At 57.1% G+C, this 17,379-nt stretch carries 11 protein-coding genes and 1 pseudogene; 2 read left to right on the forward strand and 10 right to left on the reverse strand.

Features of this window, described 5'->3' with window-relative positions:
- Positions 1 to 297: 297 nt before the first annotated feature.
- The 6 genes from ACNKID_RS04530 to ACNKID_RS04555 form a co-directional block, all read right to left on the reverse strand.
- Entirely contained in the window at positions 298 to 594 is a 297-nt protein-coding gene (locus ACNKID_RS04530) for an isoamylase early set domain-containing protein (RefSeq protein ID WP_417912245.1), read from the reverse strand.
- 113 nt (positions 595 to 707) lie between these two features.
- The gene (mnmG, locus tag ACNKID_RS04535) at positions 708 to 2,600 is read right to left on the reverse strand and encodes a tRNA uridine-5-carboxymethylaminomethyl(34) synthesis enzyme MnmG (RefSeq protein ID WP_417912246.1); all 1,893 of its coding nucleotides are present in this window, start codon (positions 2,598 to 2,600) and stop codon (positions 708 to 710) included.
- Positions 2,601 to 2,678: 78 nt separating this feature from the next.
- Complete coding sequence (locus ACNKID_RS04540) at positions 2,679 to 3,791, reverse strand: MSCRAMM family protein (RefSeq protein ID WP_417912247.1); 1,113 nt, start codon at positions 3,789 to 3,791, stop codon at positions 2,679 to 2,681.
- 417 nt (positions 3,792 to 4,208) lie between these two features.
- Positions 4,209 to 6,941 (reverse strand): C25 family cysteine peptidase, encoded by a 2,733-nt coding sequence (locus ACNKID_RS04545; RefSeq protein WP_417912248.1) that lies wholly within the window; start codon positions 6,939 to 6,941, stop codon positions 4,209 to 4,211.
- Between the two features lie 722 nt (positions 6,942 to 7,663).
- Positions 7,664 to 8,131 (reverse strand): S24/S26 family peptidase, encoded by a 468-nt coding sequence (locus ACNKID_RS04550; protein WP_417912249.1) that lies wholly within the window; start codon positions 8,129 to 8,131, stop codon positions 7,664 to 7,666.
- 12 nt (positions 8,132 to 8,143) lie between these two features.
- Positions 8,144 to 8,569: a hypothetical protein gene (locus tag ACNKID_RS04555; protein ID WP_417912250.1), complete on the reverse strand. Its 426-nt coding sequence runs from the start codon at positions 8,567 to 8,569 to the stop codon at positions 8,144 to 8,146.
- 9 nt (positions 8,570 to 8,578) lie between these two features.
- Here ACNKID_RS04555 and ACNKID_RS04560 point away from each other — a divergent pair, with 9 nt between their 5' ends.
- A complete protein-coding gene (locus tag ACNKID_RS04560) occupies positions 8,579 to 8,857 on the forward strand; it encodes a hypothetical protein (protein ID WP_417912251.1) in 279 nt (92 codons plus the stop codon).
- 734 nt (positions 8,858 to 9,591) lie between these two features.
- Here ACNKID_RS04560 and ACNKID_RS04565 read toward each other — a convergent pair.
- The 4 genes and pseudogenes from ACNKID_RS04565 to ACNKID_RS04580 all read right to left on the reverse strand — a co-directional run.
- Positions 9,592 to 10,725 carry a radical SAM protein gene (locus ACNKID_RS04565; RefSeq protein ID WP_417912252.1) on the reverse strand — a complete coding sequence of 378 codons (1,134 nt, stop codon included), beginning with the start codon at positions 10,723 to 10,725 and terminating at the stop codon, positions 9,592 to 9,594.
- A 1-nt stretch (position 10,726) separates the two neighbouring features.
- Positions 10,727 to 11,029, reverse strand: coding sequence for a PqqD family protein (locus ACNKID_RS04570; protein WP_417912253.1), 303 nt, complete (start codon positions 11,027 to 11,029; stop codon positions 10,727 to 10,729).
- A 63-nt stretch (positions 11,030 to 11,092) separates the two neighbouring features.
- Entirely contained in the window at positions 11,093 to 15,517 is a 4,425-nt protein-coding gene (locus ACNKID_RS04575) for an SdrD B-like domain-containing protein (RefSeq protein WP_417912255.1), read from the reverse strand.
- A gap of 600 nt (positions 15,518 to 16,117) precedes the next feature.
- Positions 16,118 to 16,264: pseudogene (locus tag ACNKID_RS04580) on the reverse strand (hypothetical protein); the annotation flags it as partial.
- Between ACNKID_RS04580 and ACNKID_RS04585 the strand changes: the two are divergent.
- Entirely contained in the window at positions 16,263 to 16,388 is a 126-nt protein-coding gene (locus tag ACNKID_RS04585; protein ID WP_417912254.1) for a hypothetical protein, read from the forward strand. The pseudogene ACNKID_RS04580 and the gene ACNKID_RS04585 sit on opposite strands and share 2 nt — an antisense overlap.
- Positions 16,389 to 17,379 lie beyond the last annotated feature (991 nt).

The raw sequence follows: 17,379 nt of genomic DNA on the forward strand, positions 1-17,379 counted from the left end.
TCATTGTCCGCTACAATCTCAACTTGAGAGCATCACTTGCCATTTGACCACCACCCTCCTTTTTTAGTCGGTCAAACTTCTTTGCGGCTCACTAAAACTCCTCTGCTGCCCAGCCAAACTTCTCTTCTGCCGAGTGCAATTCCTTGCCAAGTCGGCAGGATCCTTTTCTTGCCAAGCCGAACTGCTTTGCAGCCGAGCAAGAAAGAAGCGGCGGCGGTCATGCGAAAAACACCGCAACAGAAGAAACCGATACGCTCTCCGCCGCAACCTGTTTGCTGACTTCTGCAAGAGGTTTCATCAAATAGTCACCACCGAGTTGTCCTCGCCGAATTCGTTACGCAAGTATTTGTCCGCCGCCGGATCGTTGAGCCAGCATTCACCGTTGAGAACGTAGCGAAAGGCATAGTCCCGGCCTGAGTCAAGGGTCAGCGTCACCGAAAATTCGCCGGTGCGCAGCTTCTTCATCGGTGTTGCCGCCACCGACCAGCCGTTGAACTCTCCGGCCAAAGCGACGGATTCAATCTGCTCGCCGCCGGGATGATGGAACGTGACCCGGCATTTCTTTCCTGTAGCTGTGTAGTTTTTTTTCAACATGTCACTCCTCCTCGTTCCAGTATGAAAAAAAGCCTGCCCCAAGCAGGCTGCTCCCTGTTTTTATACGCCGGGAGGCGGTCGGGATGCAAGGGATAACTGCCCGCCGCTGCGGATTAAAGCAGTCCCTGCTTCTTCAGATGCACTTGCAGCACGGATACTGCGGCTGGGGTCACACCGGAGATGCGTGAAGCCTGCCCCAGCGACAGCGGCCTGATCCGGTTCAGTTTTTCCACCACCTCATTGGACAGGCCAGGCAGCCCCTTGTACTTCATGTCCTCCGGCAGACGTGTGCGCTCCAGCTTGCGGAAGCGGTCAACCTGCTCCTGCTGGCGTTTGATGTAGCCGGAATATTTGATATGCAGCTCGATTTCCTCTGTCGTGCCGGGGTCGTCATCTGCCGCGAAGGGCAATTCCGCGCCGCTGGCGTGCAGCAGGCGGTGCAGCTCAACCATGCCTAACTCGGGTCGGCGGAGCAGTTCAGCCAAGGTCATGGCCTGCGTCAGCGGTGCGCTGTTCAATTCGATCAGACAGGCATTCACCGTTGCTGAGGGCTTGAGGCGGATTTCCTCCAGCGCGGACAGTCCTTCGGCAATTGCCTTCTTGCGGGCAAGAAACTCCGTCTTTTCCTGCTCATCCGCCAAACCAATCTGAAAGCCGATCTCGCGCAGGCGCAGGTCGGCGTTGTCCTCGCGCAGCAGCAGACGGTATTCGGCCCGCGAAGTGAAGAGACGGTACGGCTCCTTAGTGCCCAACGTCACAAGGTCATCAATCAACACCCCAATATATGCCTGCGAGCGGTCAAGAATCAGCGGCTCAATGCCGCGCACAAAATGGACCGCGTTGATGCCCGCCATCAGCCCCTGCGCCGCTGCCTCCTCATAGCCAGAGGTGCCGTTGATTTGCCCGGCGTGAAAGAGGCCGTGAATGCGCTTAGTTTCCAGCGAAGGCTTCAGCTCCAACGGATCCACGTAATCGTATTCAATCGCATAACCTGGCCGGATGATCCGCGCCTGCTCCAAACCGGGGATGGAATGCACCAAAGCAATTTGAGCCTCGATAGGCAGACTGGTGGGGATGCCGTTGGGATAAACTTCCGCCGTTTCCACGCCTTCCGGCTCAAGGAAAATCTGGTGCCGCCCCTTTTCGGGAAAGCGCATAACCTTATCTTCAATCGAAGGGCAGTAGCGTGCGCCCACCCCTTCAATTATGCCTGCATAGAGCGGCGACTGACCTATGAAGCTGCGGATGATTTCATGCGTCCGCTCGTTAGTGTAGGTGATGTGGCAGGGCAGCTGGGGCAGCTCAGGGGTTTTGCGCCGTCGGTTGGCGAAGGAGAACAGCGCGGGCGGGTCGTCGCTGTGCTGCGGCTCCAAACTGGAATAGTCAATAGTTTTGCTGTCCAAGCGCGGCACTGTGCCCGTCTTCATCCGGCCCACATTGAAGCCGATGTGGCGGTACCACTGCGCCAGCTTAGTTGAGGGCGCATCGCCCATCCGGCCTGCGGGAAAGTTCTTCAGGCCGATGTGAATCAGGCCATTGAGAAAAGTTCCGGTGGCCACCACCACTGCCCGCACCGGGATGATTTCATCCAGAGACGTGCGGATGCCGGTGACGCGGTTGTCTTCGGTGAGGATTTCGTCAATCACCGCTTGGCGGATGACCAAATTTGGCTGCTGCTCCAGCACAGTCTTCATCCGCTGCTGATACAGGCGACGGTCGGCCTGTGCCCGCGAGGAGCGCACCGCCGGTCCCTTGCTGGTGTTGAGGCGGCGGAACTGGATGCCGGTCGCGTCAATGTTTTTCGCCATCTCGCCGCCCAGCGCGTCAATCTCGCGGACCAGATGGCCCTTGGCCAACCCGCCGATGGCGGGGTTGCAGGACATGGCCCCGATGGTGTCGGCATTGATGATGCAGACCAAGGTGTTGCAGCCCATGCGGGCTGCGGCCAAGGCAGCCTCGCAACCTGCATGGCCCGCTCCGATCACGGCGATGTCAAATTCAGTCATGGTGCGGTGTTATGGAAAAAAAAGATGCTGACAGGAAAGTTCCTGTCAGCATGGAGTTAAACTGCAACCGTTGATAATCTATCGAACGCAATATGCCTGCACACCATTAACAACGCAGTTGCAATGAACAGGTGTCCGGTTGGCATCCACGCAACTCTTCCTTAATAAAATTAAGTTATAGACTTGGCTCAGGTTGGCATCTGTCTCAGATCCTCCGAGCGCGAGATTGATTCCACTGGTCTCCCCTCCTGTAGTCACAGAAACCGGTGTCGCGAAACTGAAACTGCCCCTGTTTTCGTACCATTCCTTCGGCTTGGCTTTGTATGCCTTAAACACTTCTATTTTATGCTCGCCGGAAGGCAGACCTTTGACGAGGTAGGAGCCGTCAGCCGCACTTTTTGCATATCCCCGCCAGATAGGCTGGCCGTTTGTATCAAGATTTTTGTCGTACACATCAATCCAAGCGTTTTGAATCGGATTGCCTGTCAGGCTGTCTGTGATCTTTCCAGAGATGCTGCCACCTCGATCAAGCACCGTATCAATAGATACGGTGTCATTCAAGGTTGTGATCGTAATTTTATCTGCTAATAGTTCGTTGTTTTTATTGTTATGCCATTCGGTTATATAATCAGTTTCAGAAGCTAAAAAACGTAACGTATATTCACCTGTTCTCAACCCTATGATGCTATACCACCCATTGCTATCTGTTTCGCTGGTTGTCACCCAGTCACCGTTCTCCGCATACACCTGCACGTACACCCCTGATACTCCCTCATTGCTGCTATTTTTTACATAGCCAGATATTACAACTGAACTTGTCACAAGTTGGACATTATCAAGAGTGACATCTCCCGCGACGTTCACTTCCAGTGCATCTGAAAAATAAAATTTATTATTATACCATTCAGTTATGTATTGAGTCCCGCTGGTGTAATAATTTATTTTATATAATCCAGACGTAAGATTTGGCAACACATACATACCGAAAACGTCTGTTTTTTTTCCAAAAAGCCATTTTCCGTTGATATCATAGATATCAACCCACAAATCAGCAACAGGAGCAGCTGGATCAGAGTCATCAAAAACCCATCCTGTTATGGAGCCAGCTTGCAATTCAGCTCGCCAGAATGCCGCTAAAGAAAAAACAATGGCAAACAACCATGCCCTGCCATATTTTTTTTGAGTTTTCATATCATCAATCTATGTCAGAAAATTATGATCTGGGTGAAATCGGACATCCAAACTCAACTGCGCGACAAGTTAACAGCACTTGATCCGCAAAGAGTTTGACATAGCTAATTGTTGGTTTTTCGTAAGGTATTTTTTTGTCTCCTATTTCTTTCACCATTGCCGACTGACCAGAGCCGTTCGCATTCATGTCTGCCATTTTTTATTTATTTCTATATGTTGCGGTTTTTTTTAGAGAGGAGAGGCTATGCCAACAACAGTCTTCTTAACACTATTGTACAAGAAAGAACTCACGCTGTCAAAGGACAGCGTCGTGCCATATAGGTACGTTCCGCCGACTATTACGCGTTACTTTCAGAGCTATGCCGCAGCGTTGCGCAGGGCGTGTGTCAACAGGCAATTAATGTGACAAAAACGTGTTCAATTCGGGCGGAAAGCTGTCCTGCTCTGTGAAGAGGAGGCCTTGAGGGCCGGATCGCCGAGGAGGTTGTAGATGTCAAGCATGAAGGTGTCGCTGTCTTTTCTGGCCTCTGCGTAATGCCGCTTGGCGTGGATGACCGCGTCGCCGATTCGGGGGTTGCCGGCAGGGTCTGCCAGCCCTTTGTAGAAGCCTTCGGCCATGATGTCGGCGAGATGGTTGTACGAGAGGCCGCTGGCACCGAAGAAGGCCGCCGCGCCGCCGTCGGCCTTGAGCAGGGCGGTTTCGCCGAAGCTGTTCAGGGCCGGATAGCCGAAGAAGCCGGCAGAGCAGCTCATGCTGACCATCAGCAGGGGCTGTCCGGCAGGATTCAGCGCGTCGACCGCCGCAGCCTGGAGCAGGGCGCTGCCCGCGCCGAGAGCGGCCATCGAGCTGTGGCCGACGTAATGAACAACAGACGCGCCGCTCTGCATCGCGCCGAGAATTTTATTCCGCGCCTCGGCATATTTCGCCGCGCTGGCGACATCAAGCCTGAGCACGTCCATATGCTCAGGCATCAGGGCGGCGGCCTTGTCGGCACTGGCTTTGAAATCGCCGGCCGCCGGATCCGGCCTGTCGCTGACAGCCACCGCAGCGGCGGCGGGCTGCTGCTGCTCGTAAGCGATTATTTTGTCAATATAACGTGCAAGCTCCTCGTTGTCAAAACTTGGAATGCGTCCTGCGGCGAATTCCGGCACGCCGTCCTCTCCGGCCACGTCGCCGAGCGCGTTATCGCTGGGGAAGACACCGTCCGGAGTCATGACCAGCTCGGCGGGCAGCTGCGGTGCGCCGTGGCCGAGATGGTTGCGGTAGTCAAAGGAGCCGTCGCCGATCAGGGCCACATAGCGCGGCGGCTGCGTCCATCTGGCGCGGGCGTAGGTCAGGAATGTGCGCACGGCCTCCGGCGCGGCCTGGCTCCAGCTGAATTCGTCGCGGACATCCTCAATGTCCACAAGCATGGTTTTCAGGCCTTGGCCTTCGCGGTGCCCGGCCAGCCGCCGGGCGGTATCCAGCAGGCCCGCCGAGGTGACGATCACATAATCGGCCTGGTTTCTGACGCTCCTCAGCTGCGAGGGGATGTCGGGCTCCAGACTGCCGGACACGGTCGCGCCGAGGTTCTCGGTGATGAAGTAGCGCCGGGCCGGCCTGGTCTGCACAGTGACCGCATGCAGGCCTCCGGCGTTCTTTTTCCTGACCGCCGCTTTCACCCGCTGCGGCTTCTCAGGATCGGTGATGTCCAGGGCCAGCACAGTCTTGCCGCTGAAGCCCTCGACCGTCACGCTGCCGCCTCCGCTGCGGAACGCCAGCTCGCCGCCGTCAGCCTGCCATCCGCGCTGCCGTTCGATCTCGACGGACTCAAGGTGAATCAGCGAGTAGACAATGCCCGGATTGAGCAGGGCGGTGATTTTCACCTCGTTGCCGCTCTCGCGGAGCAGGCCGTGCGGAATCTCAGCCCGGACGCGCCAGTCGCCCTGCTCCCAGCTTTCCGCCGCGCCGATCTCCACGCCGTTGAGGAAGAGCGCGGTGCTGTACGGGGCCGCGCTGCCGCCGCCGCGCCGGAAGCCGGTGTTGACCAGATGCGCCGTCAGAACGGCGGGGCCGTCAGCCAAGTGCGGCGCGTCCGCTGTCAGCGTGAAGCTGCCGGGCTTGCCGCCGCTCGCGTAGAGATAGGTCCATGCCCAGAGGTCGCTCAGCGGCCTGCCGATGTTGTAGAAATGTAGCGGACGGCGGTTCTCCTCCAGCCGGATGAGGTCGGTGAAGGATTTGCCGCTGAAGCCGGCGGGCCGCGCCGGAGCACTGGCGAGAGCCGCGCCCGTTTTGCCCAGCTCAAGGCGGTAGATGTTGGCGGTCAGATCCTTGCGCACCGGCCCCTGCCCGTAGAACCAGAGTCCGCCGCCGTTCACCGCAGGCAGGACAGGAATCCGCCTGCCCTCCAGCGTCACCAGCACCTTCCGCGCCTTGAGCAGCGGCACGATCTGATTGCGTCTCATGCCCGACGCGGCGGCCAGCCCGTCCGCAGTCAGCCAGACCAGCCCGTCCCGGCTGACCGGAACTTTCAGGGTTCTGACCGCAGCCTGCGGCTTCTTCGGCGCGGCTGCCGCGCTGCGGAGCGCGGCCTTGCGGGCCGCAGAACGGAGCGCATCGCCCCGGCCCATGGCCTGGCGGGCCGACGAGAAGCCCTCCAGCCTGCGCGTCATGCCGGGCGCGGACGGCGGCAGCGGCAGCTCGGCTTTCACCGTGTGCGGCCCGGAAACCATGCCCCGCCCCTGCGCGTCGATCTCGACCACCTGATAGGTCTGCTCCTGTCCCGGCGAGGCCCCAGGATCGGCAAGACGGTACACCCCGCCGCGCGGCGGATCAAGCACCCCGGGCAGCATGTCCGGGGAAACCGGCTCGTACCCGCCGCCCTCCCTGTTCAGCCGCTCCAGAACAAAGCCCACCGTCCCGATCTCCCCGGCAGTCCGCCACTCCAGAACAACGCCGCCGCCCTCATCCACATAGGCCGCAAAACCGCTCACAGCTGCGTATGTGGGCTTGGGATCAGACAGAGAAAAATCATCAACAGCCAAGCCGTCATCGGCATCGTACACATCCTCACTCCACCAGCGTATCCAAAAAATCGCCCCTGGAGCAACAGACAGCCCTGTGATTGTATGAATGATGACAGTTCGATTTGCTGGATCATTGCCGTCCAAGGAAGCTGCTGCGCTTGCAACGACAGGAGAAATAAAATCAAGCTGATGAACAGGTATCCAAGTTCCATCAAGCAACGACAGGGCATCTTCGCTGTATTGAAATGAAATCTTATCTGGCCCCCTGTCGGGACATTTCTCTTTGGAACATCCTAATCGCCATTGCTCGCCTGTGTACTGCACAGTAATTTCATTAATTACCTCTCCTGTATTATTTTGAAAAGTTGCGCCGAAAACAGAGAACAACGTATGTGATTGCAGCACTCCTAAGGAACGGTCGCTGCTGCCTTCATTGCCAAAGCTGTATGTGTCTCCTGTATTGCGATTTCCTCTGCCAGCCGTATAGACTGTATTGGCTCGTTCTTCGCTTTCCACAAAAGTCCATCCAAGCGGCAAAGATTCAACCTCTGCTTCCCCGGATGAGACCAGCGTATTGAAATCTTGCGTGTATGCCGTGCCATCAATGGGGACAGGCTCGCTTTGCGCCGCTGTCGGCAGCAGCATGATTGCAGCGGCAAGGAGTATGCGCCAGAAGAGAATTTGTCGGCTGATGAATGCGGCTACTGCCACATCATTTTGTGAACCGCAGAAGCGCATGATTTCCCCCTCCGGTTGCGGCAGGAAAATGAGCTGAGGAAAAGCCGTTTGAGACAACGCACTTTAGAGCAGTTGCGTTTCTGCTGTCAAGAGAGAAATGATGCAGAAAGAAAGCGGAGAAGCTGCTGTCAAAGCCGGGCAGCAATTTTGCGCAGAGCGTGGCCAAACAAAGCGCGGCAGACGATCAAAGCAGCGCGGAGCCGTTCCTGCGGCCTTCGGAGATCAGCGATTTCGCCGTTGTCAGAGAGGATCCGCAACACGCGGCCTGCCGCCTGCTCGGCAGGAATGAAGCCGTCAAAGCAGACGCAGGCATCGCCCTTGGTCAGCAGGTGCGGCGCACCGTTCTGGCTGCGCCGCCAGATCAGGCGATGGATTAGCGGGCTGCCCTGCTGATCGAAAAGAAATATGATTTCGCCGAGCTGAGGCAGCGTTCCGGTCAGCGGCGCAATTTCAACAAGCTCGCCGCCTTTGAGCAGCGGCTGCATGGAATCGCCGGAAACCCGGATGCGCACTGAAACGCCCTGCCGCAGCAGCGAGCGGACTAGAGCAAGCGCACCGGGTTCATGGATGCTGATGACAGAAGCAGTATCGCGCACGGCGGCGCAGTGTCAGGGCAGCGAGGCTGCCAGCCGCTCCACCGCTTCTGTTGCGGTTTGGTCGGGCCGAAAGGCGAGTTCAAACATGGGCACTGCCTGAATCAGCGATTCACAAACAGCAAGGCCTTTGCTCGTCCATTCTTTGCTGTACCACGGAATGGAAACCACTTGCAGCAGGCGGCGCAGCCCTGCGGACGGATTCAGCTCGGTGACTGCTGATGTTGCGGCCTGACGGAGAAAGACGATGGCCGAGAGCGGGGCGTTTTCATTGCGGGCGATGTTCCCGGTGCCATGCCAAGGACTGCCCCAGACACGCCAGCCGTCGTTCAGAGAACGGACAATCACCCGCTCATCACTGAACAGGCGGTTGCTGGGCGATTGCTCCAGCAGCAGACTGAGCGTGGACTTGCCCGCGCCGGAAGGGCCTGAGAAAACCATGCCTTTCCCTTGAACAGAACCGGCAGCGGCGTGAATAATCAGGCCTTGATGATTGATGAAGGTGTGCTGGAGGAGGAACGCGTCGGCAACAGTCCTGTAAAGATTAAATTCTGTTCTGCTGCCAAGCTCTGGATCGTGACAAGAGAAGCTGAACACGGAAAACTGCCGGTCTGCATGAATGCTTGCCCACGGCATCTGCTGCTGATCACCACGAAGACGAAGAATTTCAAAGCCGTCTGCGGCGATGAAAACCTTGAAATGTTTCGTTGCAAAAATTATTTCCCGTGAATCGTCAAAGCATTCATTGAAAGCAGCTCTTATTTTGATGCGGATGTCAGCCGTCGACTGGCAGCCAAAATAAGCGGAATATTTTCTCATTGATGGCAGCTGGATATCACTGCAAACATCAACAAGCAATCCTCCGATAACTTGATCGAACATGATGAAAAGCGGCTTGATTGGATGAAATGGCTGGCAGGAGCTTGTCAAAAACTGCGCGGCAACGAGCGAAATCTCTTGGCAGAGGAGCAGTGCCTGCTGACAGGCGGGTTGCGGGAGATTTTCAAGGTGTGAAAGTCGCTTTCATTTCTTTGCTGCCAAGCAACAAAGAGCTGCTGTCAAACAACAGACGGTTTCTGCTAAGCCGCAACTCCTTGTTGTCAAGCAACGGATGGTTGTTGTTGAGCTGTAGACGCTTGCAGCTCGGCAACAAAAAGTTCTTGCCAAACAACATTCCTCTTCAGCTTAGCAGCAATCGTCTGTTGCCTAGCCAAACTCGTCTCCTGTCGAGCAAACACTGTTGTAAAGTCAACGGCAGTTGTCAGTTGGTGGCGACATTCATGAAACAACTTCATCTTATGATGTCGCAGATGGAGGATCGCATGTGTCAGGAACTATTAACTTTCCGCAGACAGACAATACTTGATCGGCAAACAGTTTCAAACTCTCGACTTTCGGTTTTTCATACGGAAGTTTCTTGCCGTCCTTTTCCTTGCCTGTTCTGTCAAGCCGATTTGTCTCTTTCATCGCTCAATCCTCAAATCACATCGCGCATTTTGCTGTCTTCGCTGCTCCGCGTACTGACAATAAAAAGCATCAACCTGCTCTGGGCTGCCTGTATTTAAGGCAAGCACTGCCGGACAGGCTGTGCACGTCTTTTTGTTTTCGCATCTGCCGCAAAGGAATGACGCGCTTGCGGGATGATCGGCAAATTCTTGCAGCGGCCCGCTCCAGCCAGCCTGAATGCCTTCTGCGCAGATATCCGCGCTGCACGTCGGCACGATCAGGCAGGGCTGCATCTGACCGTATGGGCTGACATGATACGACGAGCTGCCCGCGCCGCAGCGGTGCAGTTTGCCTGACGGCTTCCTTTCCTCCGCCGACTGCGCCAGCTCCCGCAGTTTGGCTGCCAGCGGCTCAACGCTCATGTCTGCTGCCGCCGCCTGCTCTGGAGCAAGACGGAAATGCAGGGTGTCCAGCAGGCTGCCGCCGGTGTTGGAGCGTCCGCCGTTGTCGTCGTTGGGCACAGCGGCATGAATCGAGCAGTCGTGCCGGAATTGCAGGTCCATGTCTACCGCCAGCCGCCTGATAGCCTGAAATTCATGCGCGTTCAAGGACATAACCATCGTTTTCAGACGCAGCCGCACCTTGGCCAGCCGAAGCCGTTCAATCCCGGCCATGCAGGCGGCGAACGAGCCAGGCCGCTGCGTCACCGCTTCAAATGTGCTTTGCGTCGCGCCGTAAAGTGTGATTTCAACAATCCGGGGCGGATATTGCGCAAAGGTGCAGGCAATCTCGTCTGTGATCAGCGTGCCGTTGCAGAAAACCGTCACCAGCAGCCCCAATTCCACCGCACGGCGGTAAACAGCCTGAAAATCTGGCCGGATCATAGGATCGCCGCCAGTCAGGGTCAGAAAAAGCGTGCCCGCCGCTGTCATTTCCTCCAGCAGCCGGAACACCGCCTTGGTGTCCAGCTCGCGCCCGCGATGCTGATGAATTGACTCTTGGTCGCCCAAATAACAATGGACGCAGCGGAAATTGCAGCGGCGGGTCAGCTCGAAGGACGCGGAGAGCGGAGTCCGGCTTTGCGCCGCCTTGGCGAAATAACGGGCGATGTCGCTTTCCTCTGACCCCCAGCAGTCCGCATTAGTTTCCATATCAGCCTGCGTTCCCGACAACGAGCAGTTTGGCTTCCAGCAGGCTGCTGACCGTCTCCAGCACATCAGCTTCGATTGCCGCCGCAGGAGCATCATACCGCTCCTGCATCAGCGCGGCGATTTCCGCCACACTGCGGCTGCCGTCCAACGACAGCCAGATGAACGCGCCGGTCTCGTTTAGGGTGTAGAGATTGTCCATCGAGGCCAAGTCGCCAGAGATCGGCACCAGCAGAGTTTCGTCCATCACCTTGCGGGTGACAATGTTGTCTGCGTGCCGGAACACATCAGCAGGCTGGATGCTCATCGCTGTTTTGCTTCCTTTGTCCGGCCTCTCCAAGAGCTGCGTCTGGGAGAGGCCTTGAGGTTTTCACGGCCGTGCCGGAGTGAGGAGAGCCGGATCGCCGAGGAGGTTGTAGATGTCAAGCATGAAGGTGTCGCTGTCTTTTCTGGCCTCTGCGTAATGCCGCTTGGCGTGGATGACCGCGTCGCCGATTCGGGGGTTGCCGGCAGGGTCTGCCAGCCCTTTGTAGAAGCCTTCGGCCATGATGTCGGCGAGATGGTTGTACGAGAGGCCGCTGGCACCGAAGAAGGCCGCCGCGCCGCCGTCGGCCTTGAGCAGGGCGGTTTCGCCGAAGCTGTTCAGGGCCGGATAGCCGAAGAAGCCGGCAGAGCAGCTCATGCTGACCATCAGCAGGGGCTGTCCGGCAGGATTCAGCGCGTCGACCGCCGCAGCCTGGAGCAGGGCGCTGCCCGCGCCGAGAGCGGCCATCGAGCTGTGGCCGACGTAATGAACAACAGACGCGCCGCTCTGCATCGCGCCGAGAATTTTATTCCGCGCCTCGGCATATTTCGCCGCGCTGGCGACATCAAGCCTGAGCACGTCCATATGCTCAGGCATCAGGGCGGCGGCCTTGTCGGCACTGGCTTTGAAATCGCCGGCCGCCGGATCCGGCCTGTCGCTGACAGCCACCGCAGCGGCGGCGGGCTGCTGCTGCTCGTAAGCGATTATTTTGTCAATATAACGTGCAAGCTCCTCGTTGTCAAAACTTGGAATGCGTCCTGCGGCGAATTCCGGCACGCCGTCCTCTCCGGCCACGTCGCCGAGCGCGTTATCGCTGGGGAAGACACCGTCCGGAGTCATGACCAGCTCGGCGGGCAGCTGCGGTGCGCCGTGGCCGAGATGGTTGCGGTAGTCAAAGGAGCCGTCGCCGATCAGGGCCACATAGCGCGGCGGCTGCGTCCATCTGGCGCGGGCGTAGGTCAGGAATGTGCGCACGGCCTCCGGCGCGGCCTGGCTCCAGCTGAATTCGTCGCGGACATCCTCAATGTCCACAAGCATGGTTTTCAGGCCTTGGCCTTCGCGGTGCCCGGCCAGCCGCCGGGCGGTATCCAGCAGGCCCGCCGAGGTGACGATCACATAATCGGCCTGGTTTCTGACGCTCCTCAGCTGCGAGGGGATGTCGGGCTCCAGACTGCCGGACACGGTCGCGCCGAGGTTCTCGGTGATGAAGTAGCGCCGGGCCGGCCTGGTCTGCACAGTGACCGCATGCAGGCCTCCGGCGTTCTTTTTCCTGACCGCCGCTTTCACCCGCTGCGGCTTCTCAGGATCGGTGATGTCCAGGGCCAGCACAGTCTTGCCGCTGAAGCCCTCGACCGTCACGCTGCCGCCTCCGCTGCGGAACGCCAGCTCGCCGCCGTCAGCCTGCCATCCGCGCTGCCGTTCGATCTCGACGGACTCAAGGTGAATCAGCGAGTAGACAATGCCCGGATTGAGCAGGGCGGTGATTTTCACCTCGTTGCCGCTCTCGCGGAGCAGGCCGTGCGGAATCTCAGCCCGGACGCGCCAGTCGCCCTGCTCCCAGCTTTCCGCCGCGCCGATCTCCACGCCGTTGAGGAAGAGCGCGGTGCTGTACGGGGCCGCGCTGCCGCCGCCGCGCCGGAAGCCGGTGTTGACCAGATGCGCCGTCAGAACGGCGGGGCCGTCAGCCAAGTGCGGCGCGTCCGCTGTCAGCGTGAAGCTGCCGGGCTTGCCGCCGCTCGCGTAGAGATAGGTCCATGCCCAGAGGTCGCTCAGCGGCCTGCCGATGTTGTAGAAATGTAGCGGACGGCGGTTCTCCTCCAGCCGGATGAGGTCGGTGAAGGATTTGCCGCTGAAGCCGGCGGGCCGCGCCGGAGCACTGGCGAGAGCCGCGCCCGTTTTGCCCAGCTCAAGGCGGTAGATGTTGGCGGTCAGATCCTTGCGCACCGGCCCCTGCCCGTAGAACCAGAGTCCGCCGCCGTTCACCGCAGGCAGGACAGGAATCCGCCTGCCCTCCAGCGTCACCAGCACCTTCCGCGCCTTGAGCAGCGGCACGATCTGATTGCGTCTCATGCCCGACGCGGCGGCCAGCCCGTCCGCAGTCAGCCAGACCAGCCCGTCCCGGCTGACCGGAACTTTCAGGGTTCTGACCGCAGCCTGCGGCTTCTTCGGCGCGGCTGCCGCGCTGCGGAGCGCGGCCTTGCGGGCCGCAGAACGGAGCGCATCGCCCCGGCCCATGGCCTGGCGGGCCGACGAGAAGCCCTCCAGCCTGCGCGTCATGCCGGGCGCGGACGGCGGCAGCGGCAGCTCGGCTTTCACCGTGTGCGGCCCGGAAACCATGCCCCGCCCCTGCGCGTCGATCTCGACCACCTGATAGGTCTGCTCCTGTCCCGGCGAGGCCCCAGGATCGGCAAGACGGTACACCCCGCCGCGCGGCGGATCAAGCACCCCGGGCAGCATGTCCGGGGAAACCGGCTCGTACCCGCCGCCCTCCCTGTTCAGCCGCTCCAGAACAAAGCCCACCGTCCCGATCTCCCCGGCAGTCCGCCACTCCAGAACAACGCCGCCGCCCTCATCCACATAGGCCGCAAAACCGCTCACAGCTGCGTACGTGGGCTTGGGTGCGCCATAGCCGAAATCCGCATCAAGGTAATCAGTTCCTCCGATAATTGTGACAGTGTGCGAATTGTTGACGCTGCCGTCCGGGTCAAAGGTCTGGATGAGATCAGTCAGTTTTCCAGCCGTGTCTGTCACGGTCACTGTGTAGGTACCGGGCGGCAGATCAGGGAAGAGGTAGTTGCCGTTGGCATCCGTCACTGTAGTGGCGATGATTACGCCTCCGTTGTCTTTCAGAACAACCGTTACGCCTTCGATGCCAAGCTCGTCCGCATCCTGAATGCCGTCGGAATCTTTATCAAGCCAAATGAGATCGCCAAGATCCGACGTGGTGTTTTCAGGATATTGAAAACCAAAGTCAGCGGTCATGATCACCTCTCCAGCAGCTGTGATGGTGATCGGCGTGGTGGTTTTGCTGTCGCAGATCGAACAAGTGCTTCCCGGCTGATCTGGGTCGCCTGTGAGCGTCGTTCCTGTTGGTGGAGTGGCTGTGACTGTGTAATTGCCGGGCGGCAGATTAGGGAAGCTGTAGCTGCCGTCTGGAGCAGTGGTTGTTGTCCATGTGTTCGTTCCGTCACTCAGAGTAACAGTTACTCCGCCGATGCCTGGCTCACCGGGATCCTGCACGCCGTCGCCGTTTGCGTCATTCCAGATGCGGTCGCCGATAACACCGCCAGTCCCTGACCACTTGTAGCCGAAATCAATGTCCTCAATTACTTGTCCGGCAGCAAGCGTTACCGGTGTCTGGCTGTTCTTGTCGCCGTCCTTGTCATAAGTTGCGGCAAGTCCCGCAGGCAGCGTGCTGGTCACAACAGCCACAGTGTAGTCGCTCGGAGCGAGGCCGGAGAAAATATATTTGCCGTCGCTGTCGGTGACAGCGGTAGGGCAATCCACGCCTGCGGTGCAGGATGCGCTCCGCAGCTCGACAGTGACATTGGCGATGCCTGGCTCGCCGGGGTCCTGCACTCCGTCGCCGTCAAAATCAAACCATATCCGGTCGCCTATTCTTCCCAGCTCAGCCCGGTCAACAAAATCATTGCCGGTGCTGCTGATGCCGTGTGTCAGATCAACTTTTATTGTGTTGAGATTCGTGCCGTTTGCAGAGCCATCTTTGTCGCTGACATCCTTAGGATACGCTGCTCCGTTCTGTTCGACCACCACGTACTGCCCTGGAGGCAGGCTGTCGAACAAGTAGCTGCCATCCGCGCCAGTCAGAACCGTCTTCACAGGTGTCTCGGAATCGGGAATGCCGTCGCCATCCTCATCAAGATAGAGGCTCACGCTGATGCCGCTGAGAGGCGTGTCGCCTGTCCCGTTGAAATCAGTGTCCGCCGTTACTGCGCCGCTGACAGTCAAAGGTTTGTAACCGAAATCCACATCAGTGCGTTTTTCTCCATTAGTCAGCGTCACACTAGTTTTGCTGTCCTTGCCGCCGTCAAGGTCATACGTCGGAAGCCAGTTAGCAGGTACTGTGGAAAGATCTGTCCGCACAGTGTAGCTTCCAGCAGCCAGTCCGCTAATCAGATAGTTGCCGTTTGAATCTGTCACAGCTGAAGGCTCGTCTGGATCATGAACGCCGTCACCGTCAAGATCAATATACACCAGCACACCTGCCAGCCCAGCCTCTCCTGCATCCTGAACACCGTCGCCGTCAATATCATTCCATACTAAATCGCCGATCGAAGCAGACTGAAGAGGATGCGTTGTGGAAGAAACAAGCGGCAGCGTCTGCTGATCACTGGTGACTGATGCTGAGTTGACCACCGAAGTTAAACCGCCGACAACCGGACCTTTGACTGTCACTTTGTAAGTGACAGTCAAAGAAGAACCAATAGGAAGATCAATATTATCAGAGGCTGTGACGAGAGAAGGAAGCACGCCGCTGGTTAAATCCGCATTCGCTCCGCCAAGCACATTATCTTTTTTTCCTTTTACCTCAACAGTACTGCCGTAGCATGTTATTAAGACATCATCAAAAAAGACCCGTTCATCGGCCTCCATATAAGAAGAGTTTAACAACTGGATTCTCGTTTTCGAGCTGATCCATTTCGTGATATCAACCTGATAAGGTGTCACTCCTGTGTCATCAGCTGGTCCTGAGAAATCTTTTACCGCATCCATTGGCGCACCTGATGCCCCAATACTCAGTCGGACATACTCATTTTTATCACTAAGCAGCTCTCCCTGATACGTAAAAGAAAGAGTGGCCGCAGTGCAAGATGATAGGTCGACATCGCGATACACCCCTTCTTCGCTGTAGTTGATATTATTTCGTATTCTCAATCTGTTTCCCGTCACACGCACATCTCCTGTGCCGGCACCATCACCTTCCCCTACTTCTACCCACGCACCGATCCAGCTCGGAATAGCAGCTCCATTGCTGTCTTGGTTGCCTGCAAAGCTGCTGTCTGCATTGAAAGCATCGCCAACTGTTCCCTCCACATTGAATCCGCGCAAAGTTGCTTCTGTGCTTTGCGGTACATACTCGGTTCCAGCAGGAAGCAGATCGTTAACAATAATATTGTCTTGGGCTGCCGCTCCGGTATTGTTGATAGTTACGGTATATTCGATAACATCTCCTGGATAGATTGTTTTTCCACTGGCAGGCGTTGACGTTTTCGTCATGTTCAACGATGTTGAAAAAACTGTAGCCGAGTCTGAAGCTTCAAACGCCTCGCCGCCAAATGTGCCGATGCCCGTTGCTGTATTGATGCTGTATTCAGGTGGAACACCTGTTGTTTTCGCCTGATAGGTCAGCGTGAGAACATCACCCGGCAGCAAATCAGCAATTGGCGCAGCTATGCTGCCCCACGAAAGATTTGGCCCTGCACCGCCAGCAGGATCGACTGTGGAGCTGCCGCCCAGCCATGTGATTTTGGTAGTTCCGGGAATGTAAGCCCAGTTTGCAGGAAGAATATCTTCAATATATACATCTTCCAAACCATATATTCCCGCATTCATTGTAATTGTAAATAAACTGATTTGCCCCGGCTCGCCTGTGACTGTGCTAGGATTCGCTGTTTTGCTCAATCCAGCAACGAGATCAATCCATTCAGGCTTCAAGGGCAGAATAGCATATCCTGCATCAATGTAAGGATTATCTGTATTTGCCACAGCAGCATCTTCTCCCCATACCAGTGAAACAGGCGCGGAAGACCAGATGTGCATGCCGGTGTTATTTTTATCTGGATCAAAAAGTCTTTCCACTTTCAGACGATCCAATGTGTAAGTTACGTCAACAACACCATCGGCTGGGCCGTAATCAATAAAAACAAGAGTGTTGTCTTTGGTTGCTGTTATAAAAATTGGGGAGCCATTGCCAGAGTTATCAGTTGTTCCCGGTGCCCAACCCACGTAATAGTCATTCGAGAGCGTGCTGGCTGGAATCAAACTGAAACCATAATTGTAGTCCGCGCGTTCGGTATCATATGCGCCTACTGCCCAAAATTTTGTTGCACCATCTGCGGCAGCAATATGCACCGCCGAGGCGGTCGGAACTGTTCGTCCCACAAGCTCTGAGTAACTGCGGGTGGAATTTGCCGGAATAGTGATCGTTCCGCTTCCAAGTCTGTCCTCATAACTGAGGACAAGGTCTGCATCTGTTGGGTTGTATATATAAATATCTGTCTGTCTGGTAGCCCTTGCACTGGGAACCGGCGCATAATAAGAACTGTCCCACAGATTTTTGGGCACAGCGGTGTAGCTGCGGGTGTCAGAGTCTGTGCCGTTCCAAAACCGTC

The sequence above is a fragment of the Candidatus Electronema sp. TJ genome (assembly GCF_048287355.1).
Taxonomy (GTDB): domain Bacteria; phylum Desulfobacterota; class Desulfobulbia; order Desulfobulbales; family Desulfobulbaceae; genus Electronema.

What these genes read in the sequence shown, in the direction of transcription:
- mnmG (WP_417912246.1), bottom strand. Translation starts at nt 2,600, where the DNA reads ATGACTGAATTTGACATCGCCGTGATCGGAGCGGGCCATGCAGGTTGC.
- ACNKID_RS04570 (WP_417912253.1), bottom strand. Translation starts at nt 11,029, where the DNA reads ATGAGCATCCAGCCTGCTGATGTGTTCCGGCACGCAGACAACATTGTC.
- ACNKID_RS04530 (WP_417912245.1), bottom strand. Translation starts at nt 594, where the DNA reads ATGTTGAAAAAAAACTACACAGCTACAGGAAAGAAATGCCGGGTCACG.
- ACNKID_RS04540 (WP_417912247.1), bottom strand. Translation starts at nt 3,791, where the DNA reads ATGAAAACTCAAAAAAAATATGGCAGGGCATGGTTGTTTGCCATTGTT.
- ACNKID_RS04555 (WP_417912250.1), bottom strand. Translation starts at nt 8,569, where the DNA reads ATGGTTTTCTCAGGCCCTTCCGGCGCGGGCAAGTCCACGCTCAGTCTG.
- ACNKID_RS04565 (WP_417912252.1), bottom strand. Translation starts at nt 10,725, where the DNA reads ATGGAAACTAATGCGGACTGCTGGGGGTCAGAGGAAAGCGACATCGCC.
- ACNKID_RS04585 (WP_417912254.1), top strand. Translation starts at nt 16,263, where the DNA reads ATGTTCAACGATGTTGAAAAAACTGTAGCCGAGTCTGAAGCTTCAAAC.